This is a genomic window from Amycolatopsis roodepoortensis (assembly GCF_024628825.1).
Taxonomy (GTDB): Bacteria; Actinomycetota; Actinomycetes; order Mycobacteriales; family Pseudonocardiaceae; genus Amycolatopsis; species Amycolatopsis roodepoortensis.
Genome location: NZ_CP102415.1, coordinates 8,958,444 through 8,984,946 on the forward strand (window position 1 = coordinate 8,958,444; position 26,503 = coordinate 8,984,946).

General features: G+C 69.2%; 17 protein-coding genes. 8 read left to right on the plus strand and 9 right to left on the minus strand.

Annotated features, from left to right (window positions below; all coding sequences use genetic code 11):
- Positions 1–13: 13 nt before the first annotated feature.
- Positions 14–823, minus strand: coding sequence for a DUF2382 domain-containing protein (locus tag NQK81_RS42905; protein ID WP_257486065.1), 810 nt, complete (start codon positions 821–823; stop codon positions 14–16).
- 370 nt (positions 824–1,193) lie between these two features.
- Here NQK81_RS42905 and NQK81_RS42910 point away from each other — a divergent pair, with 370 nt between their 5' ends.
- Positions 1,194–2,795: an ABC-F family ATP-binding cassette domain-containing protein gene (locus NQK81_RS42910; protein ID WP_257486066.1), complete on the plus strand. Its 1,602-nt coding sequence runs from the start codon at positions 1,194–1,196 to the stop codon at positions 2,793–2,795.
- A 4-nt stretch (positions 2,796–2,799) separates the two neighbouring features.
- On the opposite strand, the gene NQK81_RS42915 is transcribed toward NQK81_RS42910, so the two are convergent.
- The 3 genes from NQK81_RS42915 to NQK81_RS42925 form a co-directional block, all read right to left on the minus strand.
- Entirely contained in the window at positions 2,800–3,621 is an 822-nt protein-coding gene (locus tag NQK81_RS42915; RefSeq protein WP_257486067.1) for a class I SAM-dependent methyltransferase, read from the minus strand.
- Positions 3,622–3,986: 365 nt separating this feature from the next.
- Positions 3,987–5,000, minus strand: coding sequence for a YdcF family protein (locus tag NQK81_RS42920; RefSeq protein WP_257486068.1), 1,014 nt, complete (start codon positions 4,998–5,000; stop codon positions 3,987–3,989).
- 123 nt (positions 5,001–5,123) lie between these two features.
- Positions 5,124–6,743, minus strand: a complete 1,620-nt coding sequence (locus NQK81_RS42925; protein ID WP_126734281.1) for an ABC-F family ATP-binding cassette domain-containing protein — start codon at positions 6,741–6,743, stop codon at positions 5,124–5,126.
- Positions 6,744–6,806: 63 nt separating this feature from the next.
- Here NQK81_RS42925 and NQK81_RS42930 point away from each other — a divergent pair, with 63 nt between their 5' ends.
- On the plus strand, positions 6,807–7,115 hold the full coding sequence (locus tag NQK81_RS42930; protein WP_257486069.1) for a DUF6412 domain-containing protein: 309 nt from the start codon (positions 6,807–6,809) through the stop codon (positions 7,113–7,115).
- Between the two features lie 67 nt (positions 7,116–7,182).
- Complete coding sequence (gene yidC / locus NQK81_RS42935) at positions 7,183–7,965, plus strand: membrane protein insertase YidC (protein WP_257486070.1); 783 nt, start codon at positions 7,183–7,185, stop codon at positions 7,963–7,965.
- Here yidC and NQK81_RS42940 read toward each other — a convergent pair.
- The gene (locus tag NQK81_RS42940; RefSeq protein WP_257486071.1) at positions 7,955–8,605 is read right to left on the minus strand and encodes a GOLPH3/VPS74 family protein; all 651 of its coding nucleotides are present in this window, start codon (positions 8,603–8,605) and stop codon (positions 7,955–7,957) included. The two genes, yidC and NQK81_RS42940, sit on opposite strands and share 11 nt — an antisense overlap.
- Before the next feature lie 115 nt (positions 8,606–8,720).
- A complete protein-coding gene (locus NQK81_RS42945) occupies positions 8,721–11,069 on the minus strand; it encodes an excinuclease ABC subunit UvrA (RefSeq protein WP_257486072.1) in 2,349 nt (782 codons plus the stop codon).
- A 56-nt stretch (positions 11,070–11,125) separates the two neighbouring features.
- Here NQK81_RS42945 and NQK81_RS42950 point away from each other — a divergent pair, with 56 nt between their 5' ends.
- On the plus strand, positions 11,126–12,091 hold the full coding sequence (locus NQK81_RS42950; protein ID WP_257486073.1) for a helix-turn-helix transcriptional regulator: 966 nt from the start codon (positions 11,126–11,128) through the stop codon (positions 12,089–12,091).
- 323 nt (positions 12,092–12,414) lie between these two features.
- Here NQK81_RS42950 and NQK81_RS42955 read toward each other — a convergent pair whose 3' ends face one another.
- Positions 12,415–12,879, minus strand: coding sequence for an Lrp/AsnC family transcriptional regulator (locus tag NQK81_RS42955; protein WP_038512105.1), 465 nt, complete (start codon positions 12,877–12,879; stop codon positions 12,415–12,417).
- Positions 12,880–13,042: 163 nt separating this feature from the next.
- On the opposite strand from NQK81_RS42955, the gene NQK81_RS42960 reads away from it, so the two are divergent.
- Positions 13,043–16,492, plus strand: coding sequence for an indolepyruvate ferredoxin oxidoreductase family protein (locus NQK81_RS42960; protein WP_257486074.1), 3,450 nt, complete (start codon positions 13,043–13,045; stop codon positions 16,490–16,492).
- 13 nt (positions 16,493–16,505) lie between these two features.
- Here NQK81_RS42960 and NQK81_RS42965 read toward each other — a convergent pair whose 3' ends face one another.
- On the minus strand, positions 16,506–17,477 hold the full coding sequence (locus NQK81_RS42965) for a hypothetical protein (protein WP_257486075.1): 972 nt from the start codon (positions 17,475–17,477) through the stop codon (positions 16,506–16,508).
- 104 nt (positions 17,478–17,581) lie between these two features.
- Here NQK81_RS42965 and NQK81_RS42970 point away from each other — a divergent pair, with 104 nt between their 5' ends.
- The 3 genes from NQK81_RS42970 (at position 17,582) to NQK81_RS42980 (ending at position 25,019) form a co-directional block, all read left to right on the plus strand.
- Complete coding sequence (locus tag NQK81_RS42970; RefSeq protein ID WP_257486076.1) at positions 17,582–18,487, plus strand: aminoglycoside phosphotransferase family protein; 906 nt, start codon at positions 17,582–17,584, stop codon at positions 18,485–18,487.
- Between the two features lie 611 nt (positions 18,488–19,098).
- Entirely contained in the window at positions 19,099–22,416 is a 3,318-nt protein-coding gene (locus NQK81_RS42975) for a fibronectin type III domain-containing protein (RefSeq protein WP_257486077.1), read from the plus strand.
- A 179-nt stretch (positions 22,417–22,595) separates the two neighbouring features.
- On the plus strand, positions 22,596–25,019 hold the full coding sequence (locus NQK81_RS42980; RefSeq protein WP_257486078.1) for a glucan 1,4-alpha-glucosidase: 2,424 nt from the start codon (positions 22,596–22,598) through the stop codon (positions 25,017–25,019).
- A 230-nt stretch (positions 25,020–25,249) separates the two neighbouring features.
- On the opposite strand, the gene NQK81_RS42985 is transcribed toward NQK81_RS42980, so the two are convergent.
- A complete protein-coding gene (locus NQK81_RS42985; RefSeq protein WP_257486079.1) occupies positions 25,250–26,428 on the minus strand; it encodes a phospholipase D-like domain-containing protein in 1,179 nt (392 codons plus the stop codon).
- Between the last annotated feature and the right edge of the window lie 75 nt (positions 26,429–26,503).

Here is a 26,503-nt window from a genome sequence, read left to right on the forward strand (position 1 = left end):
CCCCGCTACGGGATCACGACTTGCGGTGCTTGCCGTCGTCGTCGGTGACCTCGAACTGTTCCTTGCGCACCTTGCCGGAGATCGTCTGGTCCTCGGTGACGGTCTCGGTCTTGAGCCTCGCCCGCTCCACCGCGACGGTTTCCTTGTTCACCACCGGTTTCTCGGCGTGGAGCACGACTTCCTGCTCGTCCTCGCCGATCTCGGCGCGCTCGCCGCCCTGTTTCGTGATGGGCTCCCGTTCGATCCGCACCTCCTCGTGGCTGACCGGCACGGTGACCTGCTGTTCCTCGGTGACGACGTACTTGCGCAGCCGGACGTGTCCGGTCTCGACCTGCTCGGTGCCGACGTTCAGCCGTTCCTCGGACCGCGTCATGGTGGGATCGGCGTCCCGGCGCTTCTTGCCGGTGTCCGTTCCCGTGTCCATACCTGCCCTGGTCCGGCCGGCCTCGTCCTGGTCGCGGCCCCGGCCCCGCGCCCGGTCGTCCATCCGGCCGTCCGGCGAGGTCCGCGGCATCGGCAGCCCGTAGTGCTTGTAGAGCTGCGCGCTCTCCTCGGCCGACAAGTGGCCGTCGGCCTCGATGCGAGGTGCGTCGGTGACCGCGTCCTTGTCGACGCGGACGTGCACACCGTCCTTGTCCGCGTGCGCCCCGGAGAGCGGCACGAAACTCTCCTTGGTGCCGAACAGGCCCGTCTTGACGGTGATCCATTCCGGCTGGCGAGTCGCGTCGGCGAGGTAGACGTTGCCCACCTTGCCGAGCTTGTTGCCGGTCGGGTCGACCACGGCACTGTCGATGAGTTCCTGCGGCTGCATGGTCTTCGCCATCGGTCCCGCTCCTCTCGGAAGATCCTTGCTGTGAAGCCCACCGTCGAACGGGCCGGTGATCACGGCAACCGTCGTGAGGCACCTGTGGGTGACCCCGGAAAGTGGTGGTTTGAAGCCGCGATCACGGGCTAGGGGAGCGGTGTCGTCGCAGGTGAAAGGGGGTCTCCGGGAGGTGACCGCCGGTCGCGGGGGATGGCGCGAACGTGTGATCACGAAAATCGGATGCGGGGCTCCGGAGACGTGACCTACCCTCGTGATCGTGATGCAGCAACTGCTGTTCCTCTGAGGAACGACGCCTCCACCGGTACCGCGAGCCGCGATACCGGATTTCGTTCTTCCTGCTCATCACTTCACCGGAGGCAGTTCCTTCATGTCATCCCCTCTTTCGCCCGCGCCTGTGCGCGCGGCGCACGTCCGCCTGTCCGGCGTCCACCTCTCCTACGGGGGACGGCCCGTCCTCGCCGGGGTGGACCTCGTCGCCGGTGCCGGCGAACGGGTCGCCATCGTCGGGGAGAACGGTCGCGGCAAGACCACCCTTCTCCGGGTACTCGCCGGTGACCTGGCCGCCGACCGCGGCGAGGTGCACCGTTCCGGGTCGGCCGGAGTCGCCGACCAGCAGATCCCGCTCGGGCCGGACGACACCGTCGGCGCGTTGATCGACCTCGAACTGGCAGCCGTCCGCAGCGCGCTGGCCCGGCTCGAGTCCGCCACCGAGGCCCTCAGCGACGGACGTCCCGGAGCCGAAGACGCCTTCGCCGCCGCACTCGAAGAAGCCGAGGCCCTCGACGCGTGGGACGCCGACAGGCGGGTCGAAGTGTCACTGGCCGCCTTGAACGCCGTCGACGACCGCGACCGTCCACTCGGGACACTTTCGGTCGGGCAACGGCACCGGGTCCGGCTGGCCTGCCTGCTCGGCGCCGGGCATCCGGTCCTGCTGCTCGACGAGCCGACCAACCACCTCGACGCGGCGGGGCTCGACCATCTCACCGAGCGGTTGCGCGCCCATCCGGGCGTGGTCGTCCTGGTCAGCCACGACCGGGCCCTGCTCGCCGACGTCGCGACCACGGTGGTCGACCTCGATCCGTCGAGCGACGGACGGCCACGCGTTTATGGCGGCGGGTACGCAGCCTATGTGGAGGCCCGCCGGGCCGAACGCGCCCGGTGGGAGTCGGCGCACGCCGACCAGATCGCCGAGCGGCAACGGCTGGCCGACGACCTGTCCGCGGCGCGGAACCGGTTGCGCGACAACTGGCGGCCGCCCAAGGGCACCGGCAGGCACGTCCGCGCCACACGCGCGCCCGGGCTGGTCCGCGCGGTCCACCGGCGGCAGGAAGAGCTGGCCGAGCACGTGGTCGCCGTTCCGCCGCCGCCCGCCCGGTTCGCCATGCCGGAGCTGCCGGCGCACGGAGGCGCGACGCTCCTCCGCGCCGCCGGGGTGACCGTGGCCGGGCGGCTCACGCGTCCGGTCGACCTGGCGCTGGAGAGCGGCGACCGGCTGGTCGTCACCGGCCGCAACGGCGCGGGTAAATCGACGCTCCTGGCCGTGCTGGCCGGGGAGCTGGAGCCCGGGACCGGCACGGTCACACGTTCGCGGTCCGCGCGGATCGGCAGGCTGGGCCAGGAATCCGACCTGCCGGGCAGGCGGACGGCGATGGAGTTGTACGACGAACAGCTCGCCAGGACCGGGATCCCCGGGCCGGGGCTGGGCGAACTGGGACTGCTCGCAGGCTACGACCGGCACCGGCCGGTGGCCGAGCTGTCGGTCGGTGCCCGGCGGCGGCTGGACCTGGCACTGGTGCTGGCCCGGCGTCCGCACGTCGTGCTGCTGGACGAGCCGACCAACCACCTCTCCGCCGCACTCGTCGACGAGCTGACCGCCGCGCTCGAAACGACCCCGGCGGCGGTGGTGATCGCCACGCACGACCGGCAGTTGTCACGGGACACGGAGTCCTGGCCGAGGCTCGCGTTGTGAGCCGTCAACCGCGGTGGGCGAGGGTGTAGCGCACGGTCTGCGCGAGCACCACGCTCCCGTCGTGCTCGCGGAGCGGTTCGAGCTCCGCGAGCACGGCCCGGCGGACGGCGTCGAGGCGGTCTTCCGGGACCAGCTCCCAGAACATCCGCTGGCCGTGCGACCAGGACCAGGTGATCCAGTGCCCGGGGTCGGCGAACTTCACCGGATAGACGCGTTCCACGGACGTGACACCGGTGAAGCCCGCCGACTCAACGGCCTGGCCGAATCCTTCGATGGTGGCGAACAGGCCCGACCTGACGGCCAGTGTCCAGGCCAGCTCCGGCGGAACGAACGGCTTGAACACCTCGCGCACGGCCGCCCACCGGGGATCGTCGGCGCCGAACGTGGTGACGCCCAGCCTGCCGCCGGGCGCGAGGAGGCGATGCCAAGACCGCAGGCCGGCGACCGGATCGGGCAGGAAGAACACCACGAACGACGCGAGGACGGCATCGAAGGCGGCGTCGTCCAGCGTCGGTTCTTGGGCGTCCATAAGGGAAACCGAGGCGTTGACTCCGCGCGCCGCGATATCTTTCGCGGTGCGCTCGACCATCTCCGCGGAAAGATCGATCCCCAGCACCGATCCTTCCGGGCCGACCCGCTCGGCCGCCGGGAACAGCACCGCGCCCCGGCCGCAGCCGACGTCCAGCACGCGCTCACCGGGGACGAGCCCGGCCCGGTCGAGCAGTTCCGTGGCGAACGCGCCGAAGAAGTCGACGCCGAGCGCGTCGTAGGTCTCCGCCGTCCGGTCGAACAGCCGCGCCATCGCCTGCCGGGTGTAAGCGCTCATGCGCAGGACGATGACCCCGCGAAAACGGTGTTGTCAAACGGTTGCGGGGGATTTGTCATGCCGCTCCGAGCGTTGGTGCGCGGAGTTCGTCCCGGCGTGCCGGTTTCTTCCGCCGGCCGGGTGGCCCCTGCGCCGCCCCTGGCGATCATGTCGCGAAAGCCACTTTCGAGACGTCTGATGTCCCGAAAGTGGCTTTCGCGACACGCGCGCTCACCGGATCGACTCGGTGCCGGTGTTGTTGCTCGTCCTGAGTACATGAAGGTCGAGTTTCCTCGGCTGAGCCGAGGGAAGGGGGCCTTCACGGACCGGGCCTGAGATCAACCGCAGCCGGAATCCATGGGTACCTGAGGCCCGACGCGCACCACTCAATAGAAGGCGCGCGAGACTTGCGAAAGCACGATGAGCCCGCAGACGATCAGGTTCTTGTACTTGTGGTCCACCAGGATGGCCACGAATTCGCGGAGGGTGGCGCTCGGCCAGAAGTACCAGGCCGTCGGCGATCCGATGACCTGGCCGTTCACCTTGGCGCGGCGGGCGATGAGGGCGGCGCGGAGCACGTGGAAGTTGTTCGTGACCACCGTGCACCGGTAGTCGGCTTTCCGCTGCTCCATGATCTCGGCGCTGAAGGTGAGGTTCTCGAACGTCGTCCGCGAGCGGTCTTCGAGGAGGATCCGCTCCTTCGGCAGCCCGTTCTCGACCAGATAGGCGGCCATGGCGTGGGACTCCGGCAGGTCCTCGTCGGGTCCTTGCCCGCCCGAGGTGATTACCATCGGCTCCCGGCCGCGTCGGGCTTCGGCTTCGATGACGCGTTTGGCCCGGTTCAGGCGGCCCGCCAGCAGCGGCGGCACCCGGTGCCCGTCCAGCAGGCCCGAACCCAGCACCACGACGAAGTCGATGCCCTTTTCGGTGCGGATGCGGCCGTAGACGATCGAGTACAGGAGAAAACAGACGAAAAGGAACGAGAAGTAGACGACGAGTCCGTTCAGGATGCCCCGGACGATGTCGAGCGGCTCCCAGGCGAGTTGGGTGACCGTCGCGTTGAAGACGATCAGCGCGCAGATGCCGAGCCCCGTCAGCAGCGAAAGGACGTTGGCCAGCCGCCGCCCCTCGCGGCGCAGCATGGTGATCCCGTTGCAGATCAGGAAGACCGTCAGCGCGAGCACCGTCGGGACGATCATCAGGATCACCCCGACCGCGACGAAACCCGCCGCCTCGGGGGAGACCGAGGCGAGCAGCGCGATGAACGTCACGCCGAGGAACAGCAACGCGAAGAAGAGATAGAACCCGTTCCTCAACCGGCGCCGGTCGCGAAGGAAGCTCACGAGGAACGCCGCACAGCACAAGGCCGCGATGGCGAAGGGGATTGCAGCGGCCTTCACGAGAACTCCAGCCTGGGGACGATGCGGGCACTCGGGTGTCGGCACGCGGCGGCATTCAAGCACACGAGGGAGCCGCCTAAGGCGACCTCTCGTTGGTGTGTCGCTTTTCCCGACCCGAGTGGGTCACCGGGCGCGCTGCACCGGCCGCTCGTCCCACACCGGTTCCGCGGTTTCGCGCACGTGCCCGTCCGAGCCGAACACGAGATACCGGTCGAAGGAGCGCGCGAACCACCGGTCGTGCGTCACCGCGATCGTGGTCCCCTCGTAGGCTTCCAGCGCCTGCTGCAGCGCTTCCGCCGAGGCGAGGTCGAGGTTGTCGGTCGGCTCGTCCAGGAGCAGGATCGTCGCGCCGCCGATCTCCAGCAGCAGGATCTGGAACCGTGCCTGTTGGCCGCCGGACAGCTTCTCGAACCTCTGGTCGCCCTGGCCGTCGAGCTCGTAGCGGCGCAGGATGTTCATCGCGGGACCGCGGCTTCGCGCGTAGCCGGTCCAGAGGATGTCGACGAGCGTGTGCCCGAGCAGTTCGGGGTGGGCGTGCGTCTGCGCGAAATGGCCGGGGACGACGCGGGCGCCGAGTTTCCACAGTCCGTCGTGGGCGACGTCCTCCCCGGCCAGCAGCCGCAGGAAATGCGATTTGCCGGAGCCGTTCGAGCCGAGCACCGCGACCCGTTCGCCGTAGAAGACCTCCAGATCGAAGGGCTTCATCAGGCCGCGGAGTTCGAGGCCTTCGCAGGTGACGGCGCGGACACCGGTCCGGCCGCCGCGCAGGCGCATGGTGATCTTCTGTTCGCGCGGGGGAGCGGCGGGCGCGCCGGCCTCCTCGAACTTCCGCAACCGCGTCTGCGCGGCGTGATAGCGCGAAGCCATCTCGTCGCTGCGCGCGGCGTACTGCCGCATGTCGGCCACGAGTTTCTTGAGCTGGGCGTGCTTTTCGTCCCAGCGACGGCGGAGTTCCTCGAAGCGCTCGAAGCGTTCCGCGCGGGCCTGGTGGTAGCTGTCGAAGCCGCCGCCGTGCACCCACACGTCGCCGCCGGCGGGCCCAGGTTCGACGCTGATGATCTTGTTGGCGGCCCGCGCGAGGAGCTCCCGGTCGTGCGAAACGAACAGCACGGTCTTCTGGGTCTCACGCAGCCGCTCTTCCAGCCACTGTTTGCCGGGGACGTCCAGATAGTTGTCCGGCTCGTCGAGCAGGAGCACGCCGGACCCGCCGAGGAGCAGCGCCTCCAGCACCAGCCGCTTCTGCTCCCCGCCGGACAGCGTGCGCACCTCACGCCAGCGCGCCTTTTCGTACGGCAGGTTGAGGGCCGCCGTCGTGCATTTGTCCCACACGACTTCGGCTTCGTAGCCGCGAGCGTCGCCCCAATCGCCGAGCGCCTGCGCGTACGCCATCTGGTTCGCTTCGTCGTCGCGTTCCATCAAGGCGAGTTCGGTCTCGTCGACCGCGCGGGCGGCGGCGCGGAGTGCTTCCGGCGACACCGAGACGAGCAGATCCCGTACCGTCCGTTCGTCGCGCACCGAGCCGACGAACTGGGGCATCACCCCGAGCCCGCCGCTGATGGTCACCGATCCACTGGTGGGGGAGAGCTCCCCCGAGATCAGCCGCAGCAACGTGGTCTTGCCTGCCCCGTTGGCGCCGACGAGCGCGCAGACGCTGCCCTCACCGACGCGGAACGAGACGTCGTCGAGGAGCAGTCGTCCGTCGGGCAGGTGGTACTCGACGTGTGCGACCTCGACGTGACCCATCTCGACAGCCTGCCCGCGCGATCGGGAGTCACGCAACGCAATATCTCCGGTAGTGTCGGTGACGTGGAGCGAACCTACTTCGGCGTGCGGCTCAAGCTGATGCTTGCGCTGTTCCTGCCCGGGTTGTTCGTCCTGCTCCCGGTCGTCGCCGGGATCAACCCGCTCGGCCTGGCCGCAGCCCTGACCGCGTCCCTCGCCGCCGTCCTGCTCGCGCTCGCGGCGCATTTCCGCCTGGAACCTGCCGCCGCCGCGATGCGGGTGCGCGCCATCAGCCTGCGCGAACGCGCACAGCTGTTCTTGAGCCTGCGCGACCCCGACGCGCGTGGCCGCGTGCGGCCCCGGGCTCCGTCACCGGGCATCGCGACTGCCTGACCCTTCCGTTCGAAGGTGAGGCAGTCACTCCTGCCCACCCACCTTCGACCGACGGAGTGACCTGGTCATGTTCGATGTCTTCCTGTACCCCGTTTCCGCCGTTCTCTGGTTCTGGCACAAGGTTTTCGGCGCCGTTTGGAGTCCCGACTCCGGCGTGGCCTGGGTGCTGTCCATCGTGTTCCTCGTCTTCACCCTGCGCCTGCTGCTGGTCAAACCCGCCCTCGGCGCCTTGCGCGCGGGCCGTCGCATGCAGGCGCTCGCGCCGCGGCTGCGGGAGATCAAGGAGAAGTACGGCAAGGATCGCCAGCGGATGACGAAGGAGATCCAGAAACTGCACGCCGAAACCGGGGCGAACCCGCTGGGCGGTTGTCTCCCGGCGCTGATCCAGCTGCCGGTCTTCCTTTCCCTGTACTGGGTTCTGCGCGATTTCACCCCAGGAGCGCAGTCGAATCACGTGTTCGACGCCGCCGGCGTGCGGTCGTTCTTGAACGCCGACCTCTTCGGCGCGAAGCTCGGCAACTGGCTTTCGCAACCGGCGGCCGAGCTGGCCGCGTTCGGCACGGATCACGTCCACATGATCGCCGTCGGGGTGCCGCTGATGCTGCTCGCGAGCCTGGCGACGTTCTTCTCGATGCGCTCGGGACTCGCCCGGCAGACCGCGACCGCCCCCGAGACGGCGGGGATCACCAAGCTGATGATGTACCTGGCACCGGCCGGCATGCTGGTCTCGGGATCGTTCTTCCCGGTGCCGATCGGGGTGCTGCTGTACTTCCTGGCCACCAACGTATGGACGCTGGGACAGCAGCATTTCCTCACCAAGGTCGTCGACAGGGCGGAGGCTAGCCGCTGACGGCCGAGCGGCGGGCGGCCACCGAGTACTGAACCGCCTTCCGCAGTCCGGGCAGGGCGGTGTCGACATGCGCCGCAAGCGCCTTGACGGCTTTCCGGTTCGCGCGATTCTCTTTCGACGTGAAGACCGTGCGGACGTCGCCCTCGTACGACAGCATGGCGAGGACCGCGTCCTCGATCGGGAAGGTGCCGGGGTCTTCGCCGCTCAGCACCACGTTCCGGATCGGCTCGCGCAGCGCCCGCGTCCGGTGAGGTTCGGCCAGGGTGATGTCGCGAACCGGGAAGATGCCCATCGCCCGGCGCTTGTCGACCCTGATCGTCCCGGAAGCGGCGAGCTGGTCGCGGACGATGTTCTCGGCCTTGTGCCAGTCGTGGTCGATGAGGGCGAACCAGCGGCGGGGCTTCTCTTCGCGAGCGTCTTCCAGCACTTTCGCGAGGAACGGGTCTCCCGGAGTGAGGCCCGCCGCTGCCGTGCGGGCGGCCTTCCCGTCGCGATCGGCGAGAAGACCCGCGGTGACCAGCTCGGTCACCGCGGCCGCCCGCAGGAGCGTGCCTCGCACCGGGGCGCTGGTGGGGTCGAGCCGGTTCTTTTCGGTGTCGTAGCCGAGCAGGTACATCCGCTGGGGCAGTGACTCGGTCATTTCGTCCTCCCGCCGCACAGCATTCCGTTCCGCGGGACGAAGTGCCAGGCGGCGGCGGAACATCAGGGCGAAGAACTGTTCGGTACCGGCGTGTCGGGCAAAGCCCGATGGGGAATCATCGCGCTCGCCCGGGAACTGTTCCCGGGCGGGTGGGTGTTCCCGGCGCCGTCCGGCGCCGGGAACGCGTTCGCAGGTGGCGCCCCGTGATCGACGCGGCGTCCTCGGCCAGTGCCGACGGCTCGCCCTCGAACACCACCGTCCCGCCGTCGGCTCCCGCCCCCGGCCCGATGTCGATGACGTGGTCGGCGTGCGCGATCACCCGTTGGTCGTGTTCGATCAGGACGAGCGTCGCGCCGCCGTCGACGAGTTCGTCGCAGAGGGCCAGCAACCGGTCGACGTCGCTGCCGTGCAGCCCGGCGGTCGGTTCGTCGAGGACCAGGCGCAGTTCGTCCGCGGGGCCGGCGTCGGCGAGATGGCGGGCGAGCAGCAGCCGTTGCCGTTCGCCGCCGGACAAGGTGTCGAGGCTCTGCCCGATGGTCAGGTAACCGAGCCCGACCCGGTCCAGCCAGCGCAACCGCTGAGCGATCGCGGGGTGTTCGCCGAAGAGCGCGGCGGCGTCCGCCGGGTTCATCGCCAGGACGTCGGCGATGGTCCGCCCGTTCAAGCGCGCGGCGAGCGCCTCCGGGTTGAACCGGGTGCCGCCGCAGGCGTCGCAGCCGGTCTGGACGTCGTCGAGGAACGCCAGGTCGGTGATGATGACGCCCTTTCCCTTGCAGACCGGGCACGCGCCGCGGCCGTTGGCGCCGAACCACGACGGATGTTTCCCCGTGGCCTTCCCGAACGCTTCGCGGATGGGCTCGGCGACGCCCAGCACCGTGGCGGGGGTGGACCGGATGCCACCGCGCAGCGGGGCCTGGTCGACGACGACGAAATCGGGATGCTGCCGGGGGAGTTCGCCCGTGATCAGGGTGCTCTTGCCGGAACCGGCGACACCCGAGACGACGGTCAGAACGCCGAGCGGCACGTCGACGGTGACGTCACGCAGGTTGTGACTGCGGGCGCCGGAGATCGTCACGGCTCCTCGCGCGGCGCGGGTCCGCTCCCGGAACCGAAGCGGGGTACCGAGAATCCGCCCCGTCTCGGTGCCGGCCGCGATGAGTTCGTCAGGGCGGCCTTCGAACTGGACCTGCCCGCCGCCGTCACCGCCGCCGGGCCCGAGATCGATGACGTGATCCGCGGCCGCGATGACCGCGGGATGGTGCTCGACCACGAGGATCGTGTTGTGCGCGTCGCGGAGCTTGGCGAGCAGTTCGAGGAGGCGGTGCACGTCGTGCGGGTGCAGGCCGGTGCTGGGCTCGTCGAACACGTAGCAGACGTCGCTGAGCGCGCTGCCGAGATGGCGGACGATCTTGACGCGCTGGGCTTCGCCGCCGGACAGCGTCCTCGACTCCCTGGACAGGCTGAGGTAACCGAGCCCGACCGAGTCCAGGGCGTCGAGGCGTTCGCGGATCGCCTGCAGCAGCGGCGCCACCGACGGATCGGACACTTTCGCGGCGACGTCTCGCAATTCGCCGACCGGCAGCGCGGACCAGTCCGCGATGGAGCGTCCGTCGATCAGGCTGCCGCGTGCCGCCTCGGACAGGCGGGTTCCCGCGCACTCCGGGCAGACGCCGCGGGTGACGACTCCGGCGAGTCCCTCCCGCTCCTCGGCCGTGAGCCGTGAGGGCGTCTTGCGCAGGTACGTGTCTCGCAGCCGCGGGACGATCCCGTCAAAGAGGCCGTGCTTGGGGTAGTCGTCACCCGGATCGTCGAGGGGGAGCCCTTCGGCGTGCAGCAGGGTCTCGACCTTCGCCGGCGGCAACCGGTCCAGCGGGACATCGGGGTCGACGAGTCCGGAGTGGACGAGCCGTTTCCACCGGTAGGTCCCCGGCGCGAACGTCGGGAAGCGCACGGCGCCGTCGCGCAGGCTCCGCGAGCGGTCGAGCAGCCGGTCGAGATCGATCTCGTCGACCACGCCGAGCCCTTCGCAGCGCGGGCACATCCCGGCCGGATCGTTGAACGAGTAGGCGGGCGAGAATCCGGCGTTCGGCTCGCCGATGCGGGAGAACAGCAGCCGCAGCAACGGCGCGATGTCGCTCGCCGTGCCCACGGTGGACCGGGCGTTGCCGGTGAACCGCCGCTGATCGACGATCGTCGTGAAGACCAGCCCGTCGATCCGGTCGACGTCGGCGGGCGGATGCTGGGGCAGCCGGTTCCGCACGAAGGCGGGGTAGCTCCCGGTGACCAGGCGTTCGGCCTCGGCCGCGATCGTGTCGAAGGCCAGCGACGACTTCCCGGATCCGGACACGCCGGTGAACACGGTCAGCCGGTGTTTCGGCACCCGCACCGAAACGTCGCGGAGGTTGTGCGTCCGGGCGCCTTCCACGGTGATCCACCGGCCACGGTCTGCTTGAACTTTCGCCATGACTCGAGGCTACGATGAGATGTGGCCGGTTTTCGGCCACAATTACGGGAGGCGTCGTGACGGCACCACGGGAACGGATGCTGCGGCTGTTGTCGCTCCTGCAGTCCGGCCGGGCGTGGCCCGCGGCCGAACTCGCGACGGCCATGGAAGTCCCGCCGCGCACGCTTCGCCGGGACATCGACCACCTTCGCGGGCTGGGATATCCCGTGGAGAGCAGCCGCGGCCCGGGCGGCAACTACCGGCTCGTCGCGGGAACCGCGCTGCCGCCGCTCATGCTGGAACACGACGAGGCGATCGCCACCGTGCTCGGGCTGCGGCTCGCCGCGGCGGGCGGCACCGGCGTCGACCTGACCGCCGAATCGGCCGACCGCGCCGCCGCGAAACTCCGGCGCGTCCTCCCGGCGGCACTGCGCAGGCGGACCGACGAAATGCTCGCCGCGGTCGAGTTCGGGAGCGGCGAACAGCCGCGGGTCACCCAAGACGTCCTGAACGTCCTCGCCGCGGCGATCGCGGCTCGCCGATGCCTCGAATTCGCGTACACGGCGAAGGACGGCCCGTCGTCAAGGACGGTCGAGCCGATGCGCCTGGTCCAGCTCGGCAGGCGGTGGTACCTGTACGCGTGGGACCTCGGCAGGCGGGACTGGCGGAGTTTCCGTCTCGACCGGATCGCCGGACCGAAGACGACGGACGTGGCGTTCGAGCCGCGTGAGCTCCCGGTCGACGACGTCGCGGCTCATCTCCAGGAACGCTTTCACAGCCCGAAATCGCTGCGGATCACGCTGACCCTGGACGTCGGCGCGGACGAGGCCGCGGCCCGGCTGCATCGGATCGACGGGAGTTTCGAAGCCCTGGGCGACGACAGGTGCCGGTACGTCGCCCATGTCGACTCGTTCGAGTGGCTGGCCGTCGTTCTCTTGCTCACCGACATCGGGTTCACGGTGGAGGAACCGGCGGAATTCGGCGAGTACCTCGCGCGGACGGGGGAGCGGCTGCTGCGGGGCGCCACCCGCCCCACGGGTTAGGGCCACGACCGCTTGCAGGCGCACGGATGGCGCTTTCGCGTGTTTGGATGGACGACACGCGTGATCCTGCGGACGACTCGTGGCGTGATCCCGGCCGCGGTCGTGTCGTCCGTCCAGTCACGCGTGTCGTCCACCGGATCACGCGTGTCGTCCGATCAGTCACGTGGCATCGCCGCAATCTCGGGCCGTGCCGGGCTCACCCGCGCGATCATGTCGCGAAAGCCACTTTCGAGACGTCTGGTGTCCCGAAAGTGGCTTTCGCGACACCGCCTCCGGAAGCCATCAGGTGCCTGAGACACCTTGGCTGGAACCGTCCTTACCACTCACGAGGGGTGAGGCCATTGCTGGCCGCGCGTCCAGGAGTCCAGCACCATCAGCGTCTTCGTGCCGGTGACCTGGTGATGCCGCCGGATCTCGTCGATGGTGCGCTGCAGGTGGCCCATATCCCGCACCCGCAGCCAGACGAGCGCGTCGGGGTCGCCGGCGATGGTGAAGACCGCCTGGGCCTCCGGCATCCGGGTGGTGGTGCGGACGATCTCGCCGACCTTGGTGGTCCCGGTGAACCGCAGTTCGGTGAACGCCTCGATACCCCAGCCGAGTTTGGCGTGGTCGATCTGGACGGTGTAGCCGACGATGACGCCGTTCTCCTGCATGCGGTCGATCCGGCGTTTGACGGCCGCGGTCGACAGCGTGACGCGGGCTCCGATGTCGCCCAGCGTGCGCCGGGCGTCCTCCCGCAGGAGTTCGAGGATCTCGCGATCGGTCTCGTCGATGAGCTGGTCCGCCATGGGCCAGGATGGTACGCAGACGCAACGGATATCGGCCAGTGGAGAAGACGGGCCGGATTTTTTGCGTCCCGGGGGCCAATAGACTGCCGCCTGTTGCGGCGGCCCGCGGGGGTCGGGTCTCCTGTCGTGACGTCGCGCGGGGGTGCCGAAGGAGGCAGGTCTGGTGGAGCAGTTCACGTTGGAGGACCGGTATCTGCGGGAGGACGGCACCGTGTACCTCAGCGGCGTCCAGGCCCTGGTCCGGATGCTGTTCGACCGGGTGCGGCACGACCGCGCCGCCGGGGCGTCGCCCGCCGTGTTCGTCTCCGGCTACGAGGGATCCCCGCTCGCCGGATACGACCTCGAACTCGGCCGCCGTTCCGTCCTGCTCGAGAAACACGACGTCGCGCACCGTCCCGGTCTGAACGAGGAGCTCGCCGCGACGGCGGTCATGGGCAGTCAGCTCACCTCGTCGGTCGGCTCGTCCCGCGGGGGAGTCACCGGATTCTGGTACGGCAAGGCACCCGGCCTGGACCGCGCGACGGACGCCCTGCGGCACGCCAACCTCGCGGGGACCGACCCGGCGGGCGGTGCGGTGGCGCTGGTCGGCGACGACCCGAACGCCAAGTCCTCCTCGGTGCCGTGCGCCTCCGAGCTCGCACTGGCCGACCTCGCGATGCCGGTGTTCTTCCCGTCCGATTCCCAGGACGTGCTGGACTTCGGCCTGCACGCGGTCGAGCTGTCCAGGGCGAGCGGGCTGTGGTCGTCGATGAAACTCGTGGCGAACGTGGCCGACGCCGCGAGCACCGCCCACGTCCACCCGCGATGGACCGCGCCCGAACTCGCCCTGCCCGCGTACCGGCACAAGCCCACCTCCCGGCTGCTCGGCACCACGTTGATGGCGCTCGAACGCAGCCTGTACACCGAACGTCTGCCGCTGGCCGTGGAGTACGTGCGCGCGAGCGGGGTCAACCGGATCGTCCAGGAAGGGCCCGCGGACCGCGTCGGCATCGTCACCGCCGGAAAGTCCTATTTGGACCTCATGCAGGCGTTGCGGCTGCTCGGCCTGGACGCCGAAGCGTTGTCCCGGCACGGCATCCGGATCCTCAAACTCGGCGTGATCCACCCGCTCGAACCGTCGATCGTCCGCCGGTTCGCCGACGGACTGAGCGAGATCGTCGTGGTGGAGGAAAAGCGTTCCTTCGTCGAATCGGCGATCAAGGAGGTGCTGTACGGCACCGCCGGCGCGCCCGCCGTGCACGGCAAGACCGGCCCGGACGGCCGCACCCTGTGCACCGAACTCGGCGAACTCGACCCGGACGCCATCGCCAGGGTGCTGGCCACCCGCTTGAGCGACCACCACGAGATCCCGTCGGTGACCGCGTGGCGGCAACGGCGGCGCCGTGAGCGCATCTCGGTGCCGTTGCTGACCAGGACGCCGTATTTCTGCTCCGGCTGCCCGCACAACTCGTCGACCAAGGTGCCCGAGGGGACCGTGGTGGGCGGCGGGATCGGCTGCCACGCCATGGCGTTGTTCATGGAACCGGAACAGGTCGGGGACGTGGTCGGGCTGACCCAGATGGGCGGCGAGGGCGCGCAGTGGCTCGGGATGGAGCCGTTCGTCGACGCCTCGCATTTCGTGCAGAACATCGGCGACGGCACGTTCACCCATTCCGGCAGCCTCGCCGTCCGGGCGGCGGTGGCCGCCGGGGTGAACATCACCTACAAGATCCTCTACAACGCGACGGTCGCGATGACCGGCGGTCAGGACGCCGTCGGCGGGCTTTCGGTGGACCGGCTGGCGTCGCTGCTGCTTGTCGAAGGCGTCGCGAAGGTGGTCATCACCAGTGACGAGCCGAAGCGGCTCCGCGGCGTCCGCCTGCCCGACGGCGTCGAGGTCCGGCACCGCGACGAATTGCTGACCACACAAGAAGAACTGGCCCGCGTTCCCGGCGTCACCGTGCTCATCCACGACCAGGAATGCGCCGCCGAGAAACGCCGCAAACGCCGTCGCGGCAAACTGGACACTCCCTCCGCCAAGGTCGTGATCAACGAGCGGGTGTGCGAGGGCTGCGGCGACTGCGGCGAGAAGTCGAACTGCCTCTCGGTGCAGCCGGTGAGCACCGAGTTCGGCCGCAAGACCGCGATCCACCAGTCGTCGTGCAACGTGGACTACTCGTGCCTGGCCGGGGACTGCCCGTCGTTCATGACGGTGGTGCCCACCGGGCGCAAACACCGGGCGCGGCTCGCGGAGATCGCGGCGGCCGAACTGCCGGAGCCCGAGACCGCCGGTACCGATTTCACCGTGCGGATCACCGGCGTCGGCGGGACCGGCGTGGTCACCGTCGCGCAGATCCTCGCCACGGCCGCCGTGATCGAGGGCAAGCAGGTCCGGACACTGGATCAGACCGGGCTCGCGCAGAAGGGCGGCGCCGTCGTCTCGGACCTGAAGATCACCGCCGAGCCGGCGCCGCAGGCCCCGAAACTCGCGGCCGGGGAATGCGATCTCTACCTGGCCTGCGACGTCCTCGTCGGCGCGGACCCCGCGCATCTGACGGTGACGGACCCCGGCCGGACCACGGCCGTGGTCTCCACGACCGAGGTGCCGACCGGCCGGATGGTCGTCGACACCACCGTTTCGTTCCCCGACGCGGCGGCGGTGCGGGGCGCGATCTCCGACAGCGCGGCGCGGACCGTGGCGCTCGACGCGCGGGCGCTGGCTGAAACCCTGTTCGACGACGACCAGTTCGCCAACATCCTCCAGCTCGGCGCCGCCCTCCAGACCGGCGCCATCCCGCTGGACGCGGCCAGCGTGGAGCGCGCGATCGAACTCAACGGGGTCGCGGTCGCGGGCAATCTCCAGGCTTTCCGGCGCGGCAGGCAGCTCGTCGCCGATCCCGAGGGGCTGCACGCCGCGGTCGCACCGCCCACCGTCTCCGCGACCCCCGCCCCGTCGGCCGCCACGCTGCGCGCCCGCGCGCTGGTCCACGCCGAGCCGGGGTCGGAACTCGCGCGGCTGCTGGACATCCGCGTGCCGGAGCTCGTCCGGTACCAGAACGTGCGGTATGCGCGGGAGTACGCCGAATTCGTCGAGCGGGTCCGTGTCCTGGAAGGGGATTCGACCGCCGTCACCGAGGCGGTGGCGCGAAACCTGCACAAACTGATGGCCTACAAGGACGAGTACGAGGTCGCGCGGCTTTCGCTCGATCCCGCCGTACTCGCCGGGATCGAGGCGGAGTTCGGCGTCGGCAGCCGCTATGCCTACCGGTTGCACCCGCCCGTGCTCCGCGCGCTGGGAATGAAGCGGAAGATCGCGCTGGGCCCGAAGTTCCGCCCGGTGTTCGTCGCGCTGCGTGCGGCGCGGAAACTGCGCGGCACCCGCTGGGACCCGTTCGGCAAGGCGCATGTCCGGAAGGTGGAGCGGGAACTCGTCGGGCAGTACCGGGAAACGATCCTCGCCGCTTTCGGCGCCGAGGGCGCGGACCGGGGCAGGCTCCTGGCGCTGGCCGAACTGCCCGATCTGGTCCGCGGCTACGAGGACGTCAAACTGGCGAACGTCGAGGCTTACCGGCGGGAACAGTCCGCGCTCCTCGCTGAACTCACGCAGGGGGAACGGCTCGGCGCGAGCACCTGACGGCCGGAATCGGTCAGCCGAGGTGGACGATCGTGGTCCGTTCGCCGTCGGTCACCGCGAAGCGTCGCCGGATTTCGTCGACGGCCACGCGCGCCGGTCCTGAAAAGGACTTGCTCCACACGATCGGGCCATCCGCGTGCCCGGTCGGAAGGTCGGGCCATTCCCCGAGCAGGTCTCCGGTCGCTCCGTCGTAGAGACGCGGGTGGTCGTACAAGGCCAGGAAATCGCCGGCGAACGGAACGACGTCGCCGGCGGGCAGCTCCAGCCGACGGCGCCAGACGAACGTCCGGGTGGTGGCCGACCACCGGGCAAGCATGGTGGGGGCGAGGTCGTCGGGTCCGTCCGGGTCGTTCTCCTCGGTGGACGTGCTGATCACGACGTCTTCGCCGACGAAACAAGCACCCGCGACCTCAGCCTGCACGAGACCGATCTGTGTGTACACGTCGCCGACCGAATCGAGCGTGGTGGGTTCGGTCAGCGCCTTCTCCAGGTCGTAGACCGCCGCGGAGCACCAGGGATGCCAGACCCAGCCGGCACTGAGCAGGTACCTGCCGCTCGGCGAGACGGCCAGGCGCGAATGGAAGAAGTCGCTCGGCTCACGCGCCGGGCCGTCGGTGAGTCGCTCGCCGGTCTCTGCGACCTCGACCTCGAGCCGGTTGTACTCGTCGGGGCAGTGGATCAAACCCGTCCGGCCGTCGGGAAGGGTGCACAACACCAGCGGGTAGCGGTAGGCCTCGGCCTGGTAGCCGCTGCGGGTGAGCTCGCGGATCGGACGGCCGTCAGCCGACAGCAGCAGCCCCGTCGTACCGGTATCGGCCATCAGCGCGACCAGCTCACCGCGGGGAGAGACCGCCACGGCGTCGAAGACTTCGCTGTACTCGCCGAACAACGTCGAATCCGGGGACACGTGGTGAAGCGTTTCCCCGATCCAGGCCAGCGCCTTCGCGCCCGCGACGGCGGTGACCTCGCGCCGGATTTCTCGCACGAGATCCACTCTGCCCGACTCCGGGCCTGGAGTCCTCCGATTTATCCACTGGACGGCACGACCAGACTCGGTGTGGGACACCACATCGAGCGAAGGAAGTCGTCTTGGGCAGTACACCGGATCTCGGCCCGCCGCCGCGGCGGATCACCGTCGACGTGGCACAGGTGCGCCGCCTGGTCGCCGGGCAGTTCCCGGACTGGGCCGGTCTTCCGGTCCGGCCGGTGGCCGAGTCCGGTTGGGACAACAGGACTTTCCGTGTTGGCGACGCAATGGTGGCGCGGCTGCCGAGCGCCGCCGAATACGCCTTGGCGGTGGACAAGGAGCAACGGTGGCTGCCGGTGCTCGCTCCGCGGCTGCCGCTGCCCGTCCCGATCCCGCTGGCGAAGGGGAATCCCGGCGACGGCTACCCGTTCTCCTGGTCGATCAATCGGTGGCTCGACGGCGAACCCGCGAGCGCGGACGGGATCTCCGACCCGGTGGGCTTCGCACTCGAACTGGCGGAATTCCTGGTGGAGTTGAGGAACATCGATGCCGCGGACGGTCCTCAGCCGGGTAAGCACAATTGGTTCCGCGGCGGCACCCTGCGCACCTTCGACGCCTTGACCGAGCGCGCGCTCACGGAACTCGACGGTGAAATCGACGTCGGCCCCTACCGCGCTCTCTGGAAGTCGGCGCTGGACGTTCCCCGGGACGGCGTCGATCGGTGGTTCCACGGCGACGTCGCGCCGGGGAATCTTCTGCTCGGCGGCGGGCGGCTGGCGGCCGTGATCGACTTCGGTACCTGCGGAGTCGGCGATCCGTCCTGCGACCTGGCCATCGCCTGGACCTTGCTGACGGCCGACGGCAGGCGGGCGTTCCGAGAGCGGCTTTCGATCGACGGCCCGGAATGGGAACGTGGGCGTGGCTGGGCGCTGTGGAAGACCTTGGTCACCTGTGCCAGGACGCGCGGCCGCGCCGACGGGGAAGCGGTGAACGCACGTCGCGTGCTGGCCGGGATCCTGGGCGATTGACCGTTGCCCGTGGCCGATCCGTGGTTGGCTCGGGCCTGGGTGAACGTGTACGGCACCGTCCGGGGCTACACCCGGCTCATGCAGGCGCTCCCGGCCGGCATTCAGTCCAGGCTCCACGCGGACTTCCTGATCGAGGTTCGCAAGGACATCGGCGATCCGGGTACCGCGGTCGGCGGACCTCTCCGACCGCCGGAGCCTGACCGATCCCGACGTCGGCACGGTCTGCAAACGCCTCGGCTGGGTCCCGCCCTGGCGCGCCGAGTCGGCCGACCCGATCGCGGCCTTGTTGGCCAGTAACCACCATCGCCGAGGTGTGGTCGAGCGTTTTGGGGGTGCGGCTGACAGATTCGCGAACGGCGAATCGACCGCGTATGACAAAGACGGAGAATGGTCGCGCGGGCTCTGTGATTTTCCTTGCCTGGCGAGCCTTGCGGGTGTGTTAATTCCCTGTGGCATACCCGTAAATGTGCACACGCGCCCGCCGGGAAGAGCCCGCGAAAGCGGGCATTAATCATTTGTCCAGTGGTTTCGGCGGGCGTGGTCTATGTGTTGGAGAGGTACCTGTGAAACACAGAAGACGTAGTCGAAGACTGGCCACTGGGGGCATCGCCGTGGTGAGCACGGCGGCCTTGGTGGCACTGGGTCTCGCGATAGGCTCGGGCACCAGTGCCGCGGCTCCGGGTGAGCTCACGCAGAATTACTCGTGTCCGTTCCCGTTGATCGGAAATCAGAACGTCTCGGTCACCATCAAGACCACGCAGCCTTCGACGATCGAGACCGGGAAACTGACTCCCGCCATCGAGATCACCGCCGTGTCCAACGCGGGCAAGACGGCGACGGAAGGTCTTCGGCTCGTCGGTGCCGAGTCCATCAAGGGCACCGCGAAGGCGACTTCGACCGTCACGATGCCCGGCAGCCAGGGCACGATGACGGTGAAGGTCGACTCCGACGTGCCGAACCAGCCCATCCCGCCCGCGGGCAACGACCTCGTCGTCAACGCCACGGGCAGCGCGCCCGCGCTGAGGTTCGACCAGCCGGGCACCGCGTCGCTCGCGGTGACCGGGCTCCAGCTGGTGATGACCCCGCTGAAGGCCGACGGCACGCCGACCGGTCTCGGCACCTTCACTTCGGACTGCACGCTGGCGGCGGGGGCCGAGACCGTCCTGCAGACCTACACGGTGACCGGCTCTCCGGTCGCCCCGGAAGCCGTCGTCGGCACAGGGAACCACCCGCCGCTGCGGCAGGTCTACAGCTGTCCGTTCCCGTTGATCGGGAACCAGGACGTCACGGTCGACATCAACGCCACGCTGCCCGACACGATCCCGGTCGGCCAGTTCACGCCCAAGATCGACATCACGGCCGTCTCCAACGCGGGCAAGACCGCGACCGAAGGGCTCCGGCTCGTCGGCGCCGAACAGATCAAGGGATCGGCGCTGGCCACCTCGCTGGTCTCCAGCCCGCAGGGACATCTCGCGGTCGGCGTGCCGACACCCGTCCCGCTGCAGCCGATCCCGCCGACGGGCAACGACCTGATCGTCAACGCGAGCGGCGCGGCGCCGTCGTTGCGCTTCGACAAGCCCGGGACGGCGACGCTTTCGGTGCACGATCTGGTGCTCACGATGACGCCGTTGACGGCTTCCGGCGCGGAGACCGGCCTCGGCACGTTCGTCGCGGACTGCACGCCCGCGAACGGCCAGGCCAACGTGCTGCACACCTTCACCGTCACCGCGGCCGCGGACACGACCCCGCCCTCGGCTCCCGGTGCGGTGACCGTCGGCGAGGTCACCCAGAACAGCGTCGCGTTGTCCTGGGGCGCCGCCACCGATGAGGTCGGCGTGACCGGCTACGACGTCTACAACGGCGCCACGCTGGTGAAGACGGTGACCGGAACGTCGGCAACGGTCGACGGTCTGGCCCCCGACACGGAGTATTCGTTCACGGTCAAGGCGAAGGACGCGGCGGGCAACGTCTCGCCCGCCACCGCGCCCGCCACCGCCCGGACCGCGAAGGCCCCGGACACGCAGGCGCCGACGATTCCCGCGAACGTGCACTCGACCGGAACCACCCAGACCAGCGTGACGCTGGCCTGGGACGCGTCGAGCGACAACGTCGGTGTCACCGGCTACGACGTCTTGCGGGGCACCGAGGTCGTCAAGTCCGTCACGGAACCGCAGGCCACGATCGACGGTCTGACGGCCGACACCGAGTACACCTTCACGGTGGTCGCGAAGGACGCGGCGGGCAACGCTTCGGCGGCCAGCGCCGCGGTCACGGCCCGGACGCAGGCCGCGCCCGACACGCAGGCTCCCGGTGTGCCGGGCAACCTGCACTCGACCGGTACTTCGGCCACCAGCGTCGGCCTGGCGTGGGACGCGTCGAGTGACAACGTGGGTGTCACCGGCTACGACGTCTACAACGGCACCACCCTGGTGAAGTCGGTGACGGAAACCAACGCCACCGTCGACGGCCTCGCCGCCGACACCGAGTACACCTTCACCGTCGTCGCCAAGGACGCGGCGGGCAACAGGTCGGAGCCCAGCGCGGCGGTGACCGCCCGGACCGCCACGGTCCCCGACACCGAAGCGCCCAGCGTTCCGGCCGGTCTGGCCACGACCGACGTCACCCAGTCCAGCATCGCGCTGTCCTGGAACGCGTCGAGCGACAACGTGGGTGTCACCGGTTACGACGTCTACAACGGCTCCACGCTGGTGAAGACCGTGACGGGGACTTCGGCCATTGTGGACGGTCTCGCGCCGGACACCGAGTACTCGTTCACCGTGGTCGCGAAGGACGCCGCGGGCAACGCTTCGGCGCCCAGCGCCGCCGCGACGGCACGGACGCAGACCGCGCCCGACACCCAGGCGCCCGTCGCACCGGGCAACCCGCGCTCGACCGGGACCACGCAGACGAGCGTGAGCCTCGAATGGAACGCGGCGACGGACAACGTCGGTGTCACCGGCTATGACGTCTACAACGGCTCCACGCTGGTGAAGTCGGTGACGGGGACTTCGGCCACTGTGGACGGTCTCGCGCCGGACACCGAGTATTCGTTCACGGTGGTCGCGAAGGACGCGGCGGGCAACCTCTCGACTCCGAGCGCCGCCATCACCGTCCGGACGCAGGCCTCGCCGGACGTGGTGGCTCCCAGCGTGCCGGGCAACCCGCGCTCCACGGGGACCACGCAGACGAGCGTGAGCCTCGAGTGGGATGCCGCGACGGACAACGTCGGCGTCTCCGGGTACGACGTCTACAACGGCTCCACGCTGGTGAAGTCGGTGACGGGGACTTCGGCCATTGTGGACGGTCTCACGGCCGGCACGGAGTACACCTTCACCGTGGTCGCCAAGGACGCCGCGGGGAACAAGTCGGCGGCAAGCGCGCCGGTCACGGCGAAGACGCAGCCGAACACCTCCCCGGTCGTCAAGTACAGCTACGACCTGACCGGAAAGACGCAGCTGAAGAAGCTCGCGGGCCCGATCGACCTGCGCGGTGGCATCAACGCCGCGATCAGCCTGGCGAACGGGACCTTCGACGCCGACCTGACGCTGAACCCGACGAGCGCGAACCTCACGCTCTGGGGTTTCGTCCCGGTCAAGGCGAAGATCGAGTTCGCTTCGGCGGGCAAGACCACGGGAACCCTGGCCAACGGGGTGCTCAAGTCGACCTCGGCGGTGACGGTCAAGCTGCCGCGGGTCAGCGTCTTCGGCTTCCCGGTCTCGGCGAGCCCGACCTGCCAGACGAAGACACCGGCCCAGATCCCGCTGCAGTCGAAGGCGGGCTTCGACCCGCTGGCCGGTGGCAAGCTCACCGGCTCCTACACCCTGCCGCCGCTGCAGGGTTGCGGGTTCCTCAACGACATCGTCAGCGGTGTCGCCTCCGGCCCCGGCAACACGGTGGAGGTGAACCTGAAGCCGCGTCCGGTCGGCTGATCCCACGGAATCCCTGATCCGGCCCCGTCGCGTCCCGCGGCGGGGCCGGCTCCATGACCGGACCACCGGCGCCGGTGGTCCGGGTTACTCCGATCGGCCCTGCCGGTGGAGACGGCCAGCGAATAAGTTGCCGCTAACAACAAATCCTGCCGTCGATGAAGCCTGTGGGAAGGATCGACATGAAATCTCCGAAGCGGCGTCGCGCGACAGTCGCGCTGTTGACCGCTGGCGTGCTCCTGGCGTCCACGCCGGTGAGCGCCGCACCGCTGGCGGACGCGCCCGGTGCGCCGGGTACCGGCGCGGCCTGGACGACCGGGGGTAAGGAGGGTTTCGGCACCGCCACGAACGCGGCGTCGAAGGTCTGGTTCACCCTCGGCCAGGGCATCAACCACGAGATCTACTACCCGACAGTCGACGTCGCCAACGTCCAGGACCTGCAGTACGTGGTGTCCGACGGTGCCGGCTTCACGCAGCTGGAACGCGACCACACCACCAAGCAGCTGGTGCTTACCGATCCGCGTTCCCTGAGCTACCGGCAGATCAACACCGCCACCAACGGGCGGTACCGGATCACCAAGACCCACACCGCCGACCCGGCGCGGTCCACTGTGTTGATCCAGACCAGGTTCGAGGTGCTCAGCGGCGGTCCGCTGCAGCTGTACGCGCTGTACAACCCGTCGCTGAACAACAGCGGAATGGGGGACACCGGCGCCACCTCCGGCGGGCAGCTGGTCGCTTCGGACGGGCCGGTGTCCAGCGCCATGGCCGCCTCCACCGGTTTCGTCAAGGCGACCAGCGGCTACAGCGGGACCGCGAGCGACGGCTACGTCGACCTGAGCGGCGACCACGTTCTCGGCACGCAGTACGACTCGGCGTCGACGCCCGGGAACCTGGTGCAGCTGGGGCAGATCCCCGTGGGGACCGACACCACCTTCACCCTCGCGATCGGGTTCGGCGGTGATCGCGGCGCCGCGTCGGCGAACGCGTCGGCCTCGCTCGCCGGTGGTTTCGGGGCGGCGGACACCGCGTACCGGTCCGGCTGGAGCGGCTATCTCTCCTCGCTGGCCGCGGTGCCCAGGTCGATCACCGGCGCCGGCTTGACCACGCAGTACAACGTGGCGCTGATGACCCTCAAGGCCCACGAAGACAAGACCTACTCGGGTGCGAACGTCGCCTCGCTCACCAATCCCTGGGGCGAGGCGAAGGACGCGAACGGCACGGGGGACTGCGGGTATCACGCGGTCTGGTCCCGTGACCTGTACCAGGTCTCGACCGCGCAGATCGCGGCGGGCGACTCGGCGGCGGCCAACCGTTCGGTCGACTACCTGTTCACCGTTCAGCAGCGGCCGGACGGTTCGTTCCCGCAGAACACCCGGCTCGACGGCACCAACTGCTGGACCAGCCTGCAGATGGACGAGGTCGCCTTCCCCATCGTGCTCGCGTGGCAGCTGGGCCGGTCCGACGCGGGGATGTGGGCGAAGGTGAAGAAGTCCGCGGACTTCCTCGTCGCGAACGGCCCCTCGACCCCGCAGGAACGCTGGGAGGAGAACGGCGGCTACTCGCCGTCCACCATCGCCGCGGAGATCGCCGGGCTGATCTGCGCCGCCGACATCGCCGAACGCAACGGCGACACGACGGCGGCCGCCCGGTACCGCGAAACCGCGGACCGGTGGCAGGCGCAGGTCAGCGCCTGGACGTTCACCACGTCCGGTCCGCTCGGCGACGGCCGGTACTTCCACCGCATCGACGGCAACGGCAATCCCAACGACGGCCAGAACGTCTTCCTGCAGAACGGTGGCGGGAACCACGACGAACGCGCCATCATCGACGCGGGCTTCCTGGACCTCGTCCGCCTCGGGGTGAAGCCGCCTGCCGATCCGGACGTCGCCGCTTCACTGTCCGAAGTGGACTCCACGCTGAAGGTGAACACCCCCAACGGCCCGATGTGGTACCGGTACAACCACGACGGCTACGGCGAAACCGCTTCCGGCGGGCCGTACACCGGTGCCGGAGTCGGACGGCTGTGGCCGCTGCTCACCGGTGAGCGCGGGGAGTACGAGCTCGCCAACGGACGCCCTGCGACGACGCATCTGGCGGCCATGGCCGCGTCGGCGAATCCCGGTTTCCTGATCCCGGAACAGGTCTGGGACCGGCAAAGCGCCGGTGGCTTCACCTTCGGCGAAGGCACCGGCTCGGCGACGCCGCTGGCCTGGTCGATGGCGCAGTTCGTACGGCTGGCGCATTCGATCGACGCGGGTGCCCCGGTCGAGACGCCGTCGGTGGTCAAGCAGCGCTACAGCGCGGCGTGCTCCGCGGTTTCGGCGAAGTTCACGGTGAACGCCACGACTTCGTGGGGCCAGAACATCTTCGTCGTCGGCGACCGCCCCGAACTCGGAGCGTGGAACCCGGCGAACGCGGTTCCGATGTCGTCGGCAGGTTATCCCTTGTGGACGGCGAACGTCACGCTGCCGAAGGGAGCCGCCTTCCAGTACAAGTACATCCGTAAGGAGGGCGGCGCCGTCACGTGGGAATCGGGTGCCAACCGGGCGGGCACCGCTTCGAGCGGCTGCACGATGGCGTTGAACGACACCTGGCGTCCCTGACCCTTACCGGTGTCGGTTGCTCGCCTGAGTACATGAAGGCCCCCTTCCTTGCGCCAGGCGCAAGGAAGGGGGCCTTCATGTACCTCCGTTGACCCGCAGGCGGTGCCGTGCCAGCCCCAGTCCTTCCGGAAACCGCGGCCCTGCGCGTGAAGGCCCCCTTCCCTCGGCTCAGCCGAGGGAAGGGGGCCTTCACGCGCAGCTGTTGTGATTGCTGATGCCCGTAGGCCGGATCAGTCCTCCGGCACCATCTTCCAGCAGTCCCCAGGCGACTTGATCTCCTGGTCGGCGGCCTGGGCCACCTGCTCGAAGTTCCGCGCGAAGCTCCGGTAGATCCCATCGTCGTCCAGGACCCGGATGACGTTTTCGTCGTTCTCGTGCAGGGACGGGTTGTTGAAGTTCTGGCTGCCGGTGAAGACGACCTTGGTACCCGGCTTCAGGTAGTCGCCCTCGATCATCATGTTCTTCTCGTGGATGCCCGCCTCGTTGCCCTTCTTGAAACCACGAAGCCGCACACGGTCCGGCTGACCCTTCATCAGCGCTTCGCACGAGCCCGCGGTCATCCGCAAGGCCACGATGTCCACGGAGCAGCCGCGGGCGGCCAGGACCCGCAGCCGTTCGATGATCTTCATCCGGGTGAGTGACCACACCCCGATGCGGATCTTGGACTTCTCCGCCGAACACCCGACCTCCTTCAGGGTGTTTTCGACGGTGTCGTTCCCCGCGTCCTTCAGCCTCGGGTAGAAGTAACTCTTGGTGTTCCCGGTGATCACGGGCGGGTTGGCTTCGTAGTAGTCGGGGTTCGCCGTGCTCCCGTCCGCGACCCTGCGGAGGTCGCCGAAGTAGTCGTTGTACCTGGCGAACAGGGCGGGGTTCCCGACGTCGGTGTAGTAGCTGTTCCAGCCGCCCTTGCCACCCGTGGTGTTCTCGCTGAAGTTCGCCGATCCGGTCGCGACCACCGTCGACGCGTCGAGCGTCCGGTCGAACAGGAAGAACTTGTTGTGCATGACGTTTCCGCCGTTGCACCCTCGGTCGGCCTTGCAGTTCTTCGCCCACGAGTTCTTGTCGCCGGTCTTCTCGAGCCGCTTCTTCAGGTCCTGGTAGTTCGGATGGTCCGTCGTCCGCCCGTCGACCAGGACCTGGACGTGCACCCCGCGCTCCGCGGCGTCCGCGAGCGCCTCCGTGATCGGCTTGTCCCGCAAGAGGAACTGCGCGGTCTTGATGGTCGAGTTCTCGGGTGCGCCACGGATCAGTTTTTCGAGGTATTCGACGATCTGTCCGCCGCCCGGTGTGTTGAAGTCCGCGCGCGTGGTCAGCCGCGGCGTCGCGGCGGCGGCCGGGACGCTGGTCGCCACTACCAGTAGCGCGGTTGCCAGTGCTCCTCGAAGCAAGGTCTTCCTGTGCGATTTCATTCCGATTCCTCCCCATGGCCGGATCTGCCGGCGGGTCCACGCTCTCCAGCGCGGGACGGCGTGGCAAGCGCAACG